6 protein-coding genes and 2 pseudogenes are annotated in these 5,983 nt (G+C 38.6%); all 8 read right to left on the bottom strand.

Annotated elements, in window-relative coordinates:
• Positions 1-187 (bottom strand): annotated as a pseudogene (locus ABCM67_RS16025) (hypothetical protein); the annotation flags it as partial.
• A 22-nt stretch (positions 188-209) separates the two neighbouring features.
• Positions 210-1,145 (bottom strand): acyl-CoA thioester hydrolase/BAAT C-terminal domain-containing protein, encoded by a 936-nt coding sequence (locus tag ABCM67_RS16020; protein ID WP_161209044.1) that lies wholly within the window; start codon positions 1,143-1,145, stop codon positions 210-212.
• 13 nt (positions 1,146-1,158) lie between these two features.
• Positions 1,159-1,965, bottom strand: a complete 807-nt coding sequence (locus ABCM67_RS16015) for a class I SAM-dependent methyltransferase (RefSeq protein WP_342993043.1) — start codon at positions 1,963-1,965, stop codon at positions 1,159-1,161.
• Complete coding sequence (locus tag ABCM67_RS16010) at positions 1,965-2,744, bottom strand: hypothetical protein (protein ID WP_147602938.1); 780 nt, start codon at positions 2,742-2,744, stop codon at positions 1,965-1,967. Before ABCM67_RS16010 ends, ABCM67_RS16015 begins: the two co-directional genes overlap by 1 nt.
• A 71-nt stretch (positions 2,745-2,815) precedes the next feature.
• Positions 2,816-2,977: pseudogene (locus tag ABCM67_RS16005) on the bottom strand (2-dehydropantoate 2-reductase N-terminal domain-containing protein); the annotation flags it as partial.
• Positions 2,978-3,620: 643 nt separating this feature from the next.
• Positions 3,621-4,208, bottom strand: a complete 588-nt coding sequence (locus ABCM67_RS16000) for a cytidylate kinase-like family protein (protein WP_147602937.1) — start codon at positions 4,206-4,208, stop codon at positions 3,621-3,623.
• Positions 4,209-4,221: 13 nt separating this feature from the next.
• On the bottom strand, positions 4,222-5,589 hold the full coding sequence (locus tag ABCM67_RS15995) for an MATE family efflux transporter (protein WP_147602936.1): 1,368 nt from the start codon (positions 5,587-5,589) through the stop codon (positions 4,222-4,224).
• A 210-nt stretch (positions 5,590-5,799) separates the two neighbouring features.
• Positions 5,800-5,983, bottom strand: a 184-nt coding sequence (locus ABCM67_RS15990) for an FGGY-family carbohydrate kinase (RefSeq protein WP_342993042.1), incomplete at its 5' end; no start/stop codon positions are given.

Below are 5,983 nucleotides of genomic sequence, written 5' to 3'. Positions count from 1 at the left end.
GTTGTATCTCATCTCTTTTGCTTTGATACCTCTGTCCGGAGCAATACACAGTCGATGTTGGCATAATGCAATAATATTTTTCTGCCATTTTCTCTGCAACCGGCATACTGCTTTCCCCAGTTACTCCCATTGCATGGAAAAACAGAATGACTGAATTTGATTTATTTCCTGTTGTTTTAAATACCACACTTCCACCTTTTGTCTATTTTTTATCTATCTACTCTCTTCCATTTTGCAACAGCATTTCTTACCCGCCAGTCAATATCCAGACGTGCTCTGCGACATTCTTTCGGATGTTTTCTTGCTGCCTGAAATGCCAGTTTCACAAAGAGTCCGGATCCAACCGGGAGCATTGTCTTTAGCATGCTCTCCGGAAAAACGAAATGGGTTCCATGCTCATAAATGACATAATCCAATCTGCATGTGTGTGAATGTTCTTTCATACGCTGCTTCATACGGCGGATATATTTTGCAGTATCCCACAACACATCATCTTCCGCACCAATCAGCAATAACGTTCCATGGATTTTTTCAATCTTGATCATCTCGTCTTCTGTGATTGGGTGAGCCTTTTCCGAGTCATCAAACAGTTTTCTTGAATTAATCATATCACCGGTCCGTTTTGTTTCTTTCTTAATCACATGCCAGTAATCCGGATGTTTGTAGCAAAATGGCATATACGGAAGGGGTTCTCCTTTGTAAGAAAAAAGAGATTCTCCTTCAATCGGCCATTCCTTACAGCCATCTTTTTTGCCCTGCATAAACCCCTGCCAGATAAAATCACTCGGTGTCAGACCTATCGTTAATGTAATATCCTCAAAATAAGAAGCGGCAGTCAATGCCAGTGTTCCTGTAGTAGATGCCCCGACAATTCCTATCTTCTGATCACCATGTGCTTTTAACCAATTGATTGCTTTCTCTATACGTTCCAATGGATAATTATGATGTCCATAATCTTTTTTTCCAGGTGACATTGTCATCACATTCACACCGAGTTTATGTAGCCATTTCACGGATGTACGCGCCAGATAATCCTCTGGATCATCCCCGATCATGGCAATCATTGCACAGTCTGATCCTGTTTTGCATTTCCAGTATGCACCATAAAATCCATCTGTTTCCACATCAAAATGTCTTTTCTTCATTTGTATCATCTCTTTAATATCGGCCACGTTTCTCCAAAACTATTATTTTGTTTGAGATATTCCGAACGATTTGAATCTTTCCTATCACATGATAAATCGGCATAAGCTTTTTCATTCCTTCAACCAGACTGACTTCCTGTTGAACAGAAAATCCCGGCACAATTCTTTGCAGTTCTGTTCCGTTCTTAACTCCCCATGTGAATTTTGCATTGCTTCCCTCTATGGATTTTTCTTTCACATGGTTTACAACAAAAGGTGACATGGTTTCGACCATTACGGTTACTTCCTGAAATGATTTTTCAATAATAAAAAACATCTTTCTGATATCTTTTTCACACAAATACATTGTAAGCCCTTCGATTATTACCAGAACATTCTCACAGTGATAATCTATATCATCTACATAGGAATCATCCATTGCAGACTTTGCAATCTGATATATCGGACCTGTTTCTGGAAGAAATTGCCGCCTTATCTTCATAGTCTCCGGCAAATCTATATTGTACCAATGCAGATATTTCCCTTTCATTCGATAACATCTGGTATCCAGTCCACATGCAATATTTATAACAATTGTATTTGTATTTTTCTCCAAATATTGCTCAACCATCCGGTCTAATACAATTATTCTTGCAATCACGCCATAGTTCATGGCTTTATCTTTATCCGCTTTAGAAAAGTCATAATCAAGATTTTTCACAAGTTCTTCTGCAATTTCGTCGTTTATTTTAGCATTTTTCTTTCTTGTTTCTTTTGCTCTTGCATACAGAGTCTGTACCATCGTTTCCGGCACACCTGTCACATTCACTTTTTCTTTCATTATCTGTCGCCTTCCACTGCCTTTCTTACTTCTTCCACCCACTCTGCACTATGACAGCAAAACAGTTCTTCATGCTGCATGTTATGTCTCCGAATATCCGGATTTTTAAAATAAGTACAATATCTCTTTTCATATTTTCTGCCCATCTTTGTTGCGTAAAACACGTGTATCGTAGTTCCCGGCACATCAATTCCATGCTGGACTTTCGTAACCAGATCAGAATAAAACTGATTATAAACACTCTGTTTCGTAATCCATGGATTTCCTCCCTGCTCAATGCCGAACATATTTAAAAATCCATCAATCATTTCTTTCTTTGATTTATCTGCTTCATTTATTTTCTTTTGCATAAATTTAGGCAATTTACCAGTATGCACCATTTTATACATAATCGGCACAACTACAGATGACTGAATTTTCGCCATAAACTGACCAGCTTCATCCATATCACTGCTCCCAATGATGCCATGATCTATATGAATTCTTTTTCGCTGAATCAAAAGGGATACAAAACTTCCTCCAAGGGAACACCCATACGCTGCTTTAATTCTTCCATCATACTTTTTCTTGATTTCCTGCTCAATCTTTTCGCATTCATCTTCCATTGAATAAAATTCTGTTTTCTCATTTGGATCAAATCCATCATAAGAAACTGTTACCGTGTAAAAATAAAAATGTAATCTATCCAGTATATGATCAAAGCTACTATACAGGCAACAGGTACCAGGAAATAAAAATATCACTGGTTTACTACTGTCTCCACTTTCATAAAATTTCATATCTGGCCTCCTTTAGTTTTTTCATATAAGCATAAAATTACTTATGCAGCTCCCTCATTTCATCTGGTGCTTGCCCGCCTTATGTTCTGGTTTTTCTTATAAAGCAGTCCATTTTTCTTTAAAAACTCAAGTCTTTTACCTCTGGCATAAATACTCGTATCATAACCAGTTTCTGCAAATAAGACCGCATACAAGGATCCAATCACACCTGCACCATAAATCAATATTCTCATAGAAATCCGTCCTCTTTTTCATTTTCAAAAAAACTGCCAGTGTTCATGTTAGTAATGTCTAACTCTCATTTTCTAAAAAACCGTGTGAAAACAAAACTGTAATTCCACACGGTTTCTTTTCTTATGCATTCAGTATATCACTTTTACCTGGTTAATCAACCAAATTTTGTCTTCATAATATTTAAAATTTCATGTTCATGCGCATTATATTCACTGCACTTGGAATGCAATTTATACCCTCATCTGGTCATTAAAATAATAATTTACATGCTCCCCCACTTCCTTTCCAGACAGAAAAAGACGCAAGCCATATTCTTATGACTCACGCCTTTCTGCATAACTTACTTTTCTATTCTTCTGTTTCTAATTCCACTCTCTTTAAAATATCTCTTACAATACCTGCATCTTCAATCAGATTAATTCCAAAACATTTTTTACCTGCGTCCTTCAAAGACGCACCAACATGATATGCTTGCCAAGTTGCTCCATCTGCTCACCGGATTTATAGGTGAGATTCAGGATCAGATATCCATTTACATTCGTGTACGTTATATAAATAGGACATTCGCAATCCGCTTTCGCTACTTACTCATGAATGCTCTTATCACATTTTCTTTAATCCACTTTCACCATGAGGATTTCATTATTTACTACATTCCATGACAAGCTTCTCACATCTGCCATATCCAAGCTGTGAACTATTCAGACACAACGTATAATTACTGGCCTTTCCCCATTTCTGATCGGTATAAAAATTATAATTCGTCATACGCCTTTTATCTGTATCTGCCATCATTTTGACAGCTTCCTTCTCTCCTACATTATACAAACCCATAATACGCTGTGTTTTTTCCGGCATATCCCCATGGATAAATACATTCAGTACATCATCCCTATCTTTCAGAATATAATCTGCATTTCTTCCGATAATCACACAAGATTCCTTATCAGCCAGTTCTAAAATAACCTTTCTCTGTGCCTCATACACCATGTCTTCTACTGATTTTCCTGTGATATCACGTCCGGCAAATGCATATGCAAACAAGCCTTTTTTCGGAGACAGTTCCGCACTTTCCTGAATATATTCCGGAGATAAACCAGACTTTTCTGCGATCTCATTGATAATGTTTTTATCATAATAAGCGAGTCCCAATTTTTTCGCTAATTCTTCTCCGATAAAGCGTCCGCCGCTTCCAAATTCTCTACTGATCGTAATGATTCTTTTCACCATTTCCAGTTCCTCCTTAATTCAAAACATCTACTTTATTTTTTCTGATTCTCTTTAAAAATACATATCCTACAAAACAGGAAACTATTTCCGTAATCGGAAATGCCCACCAGATCAGTGAAACTCCCATCTGTACATTTCTGACAAGCATAGAAAAGATTCCAGCCAGCGGCAGGATAATAATAAGCTGTCTCAAAAGCGAAATAACCAGCGATTCCACACCACCATCCAGTGCCTGATAAATGCCCTGATAAGCAACATTGATTCCTGCGAACAGGAAACTTATAGAAATCACTCTCATTGCTCCGATAAAATATTCTCTCGACTGTCCCGCATTAAACAGCGTTGCAAATGCCCCAGGGAAAATCTCTGTGATTGCAATTCCCAGAATCATTAACACAATTGTATAGATCAGACCATATTTGATTCCATCCTGAATTCTCTTCTTACTTCTCATTCCATAAGCAAATGCAATGATTGGGGTGATTGCATCTCGCAGACCAAAAGCAAGAAACAAAACAAACTGCTGTACCTTATAGAACAGACCATAGGCCGTCTGTGCTGACGGATCGAACTTCAGGATCAGGTTCATTACATAAACCATAATGGACATCAGCGCCTGAGCAATGATTGCCGGAAGTCCGATTGCATAGATCTCCTTGATAATTTCGCCATCTGGCTTCATATATTTCGCCCCATGCTCGAATTCCTTATTTAATTTGATATGAAAAATGAACAGTAATACTGCTGACGCTACCTGTCCAATTACAGTTGCGTAGGCTGCGCCTTTCACTCCCATTTCCGGACAAGGTCCAATACCGTAGATCATGATCGGATCAAGGATGATATTTACAACCGCTCCAACCACCTGACCAATCGTGGAATAAAGAGAACGGCCTGTTGCCTGAAGTAACTTTTCAAATAGAGAAAAGAAAATAATACCAAAAGAAATTACGCAGCATATCCTCAGATAGCTGATTCCCATCTCAAGTACTTCTGTATCTACTGTCTGCGATGAAATATATGCTTTCACCCCAAAGATACCAAACAATAAGCAGACCACATAAATGATCACTCCCAGAAACAGACTGTTTCCTGCTACCTTTGCAGCTTTTTTACTGTCGCCCTGTCCAAGTGTCCTTGCAAGAAGTGCATTGGTTCCTACACCGGTTCCAATCCCCACTGCCACCATAAGCATCTGCACCGGAAATACCAGTGTCAAAGCATTTAGTGCTACCTCACTGCCTGCTTTCATATTTCCCACAAATGCACTGTCTACAATGTTATAGACTGCCTGCAATGCCATAGATAGGATCATCGGGATTCCCATTTGGACCATCAGCTTATTTACCGGCATCTCCTTCATCTTGTTGCTTTCCGCCATTTTGTTTTAACTCCTTTCTTTTTAGCACAAAAAAAGTGCGCACCTTGTCATATAAGCTGGACTTACGCTGACACGCTACACACTTTTTCATGGCGATATTCATTTTTGCAAAATGAAAACGAGTAGCCGGTAAACTGGATTTACGCTTACTTGCTACTCGTTTCTTGTAATTATATTGCCTCTTTTTCAAAAAGTCAAACAAAATTTTTCTTACATTGCCGCAACCAACTTTCCCGCAGTAAGTGCAGCTCCATATGCAGCCTCTTCTTCATATTCAGGAATCTCCATCGGCATTTTGAACATTTCTTCTGCCAGTCTTCTCATCAGCGGGTTTCGGCGAATTCCGTTTCCGGAGCCAGTCAGGCGTGTGACCTTTTTTCCGGTGAGCTGACAC

The sequence above is a fragment of the Blautia sp. 2227st1_G12_2227SCRN_220401 genome (assembly GCF_039062885.1).
Lineage (GTDB): Bacteria > Bacillota > Clostridia > Lachnospirales > Lachnospiraceae > Blautia_A > Blautia_A fusiformis.
Note: the sequence above shows the minus strand (reverse complement) of the source record. Positions and strands in the feature narration are given on the sequence as shown.

What these genes read in the sequence shown, in the direction of transcription:
- ABCM67_RS16020 (WP_161209044.1), bottom strand. Translation starts at nt 1,145, where the DNA reads ATGAAGAAAAGACATTTTGATGTGGAAACAGATGGATTTTATGGTGCA.
- ABCM67_RS16000 (WP_147602937.1), bottom strand. Translation starts at nt 4,208, where the DNA reads ATGGTGAAAAGAATCATTACGATCAGTAGAGAATTTGGAAGCGGCGGA.
- ABCM67_RS16015 (WP_342993043.1), bottom strand. Translation starts at nt 1,965, where the DNA reads ATGAAAGAAAAAGTGAATGTGACAGGTGTGCCGGAAACGATGGTACAG.
- ABCM67_RS15995 (WP_147602936.1), bottom strand. Translation starts at nt 5,589, where the DNA reads ATGGCGGAAAGCAACAAGATGAAGGAGATGCCGGTAAATAAGCTGATG.
- ABCM67_RS16010 (WP_147602938.1), bottom strand. Translation starts at nt 2,744, where the DNA reads ATGAAATTTTATGAAAGTGGAGACAGTAGTAAACCAGTGATATTTTTA.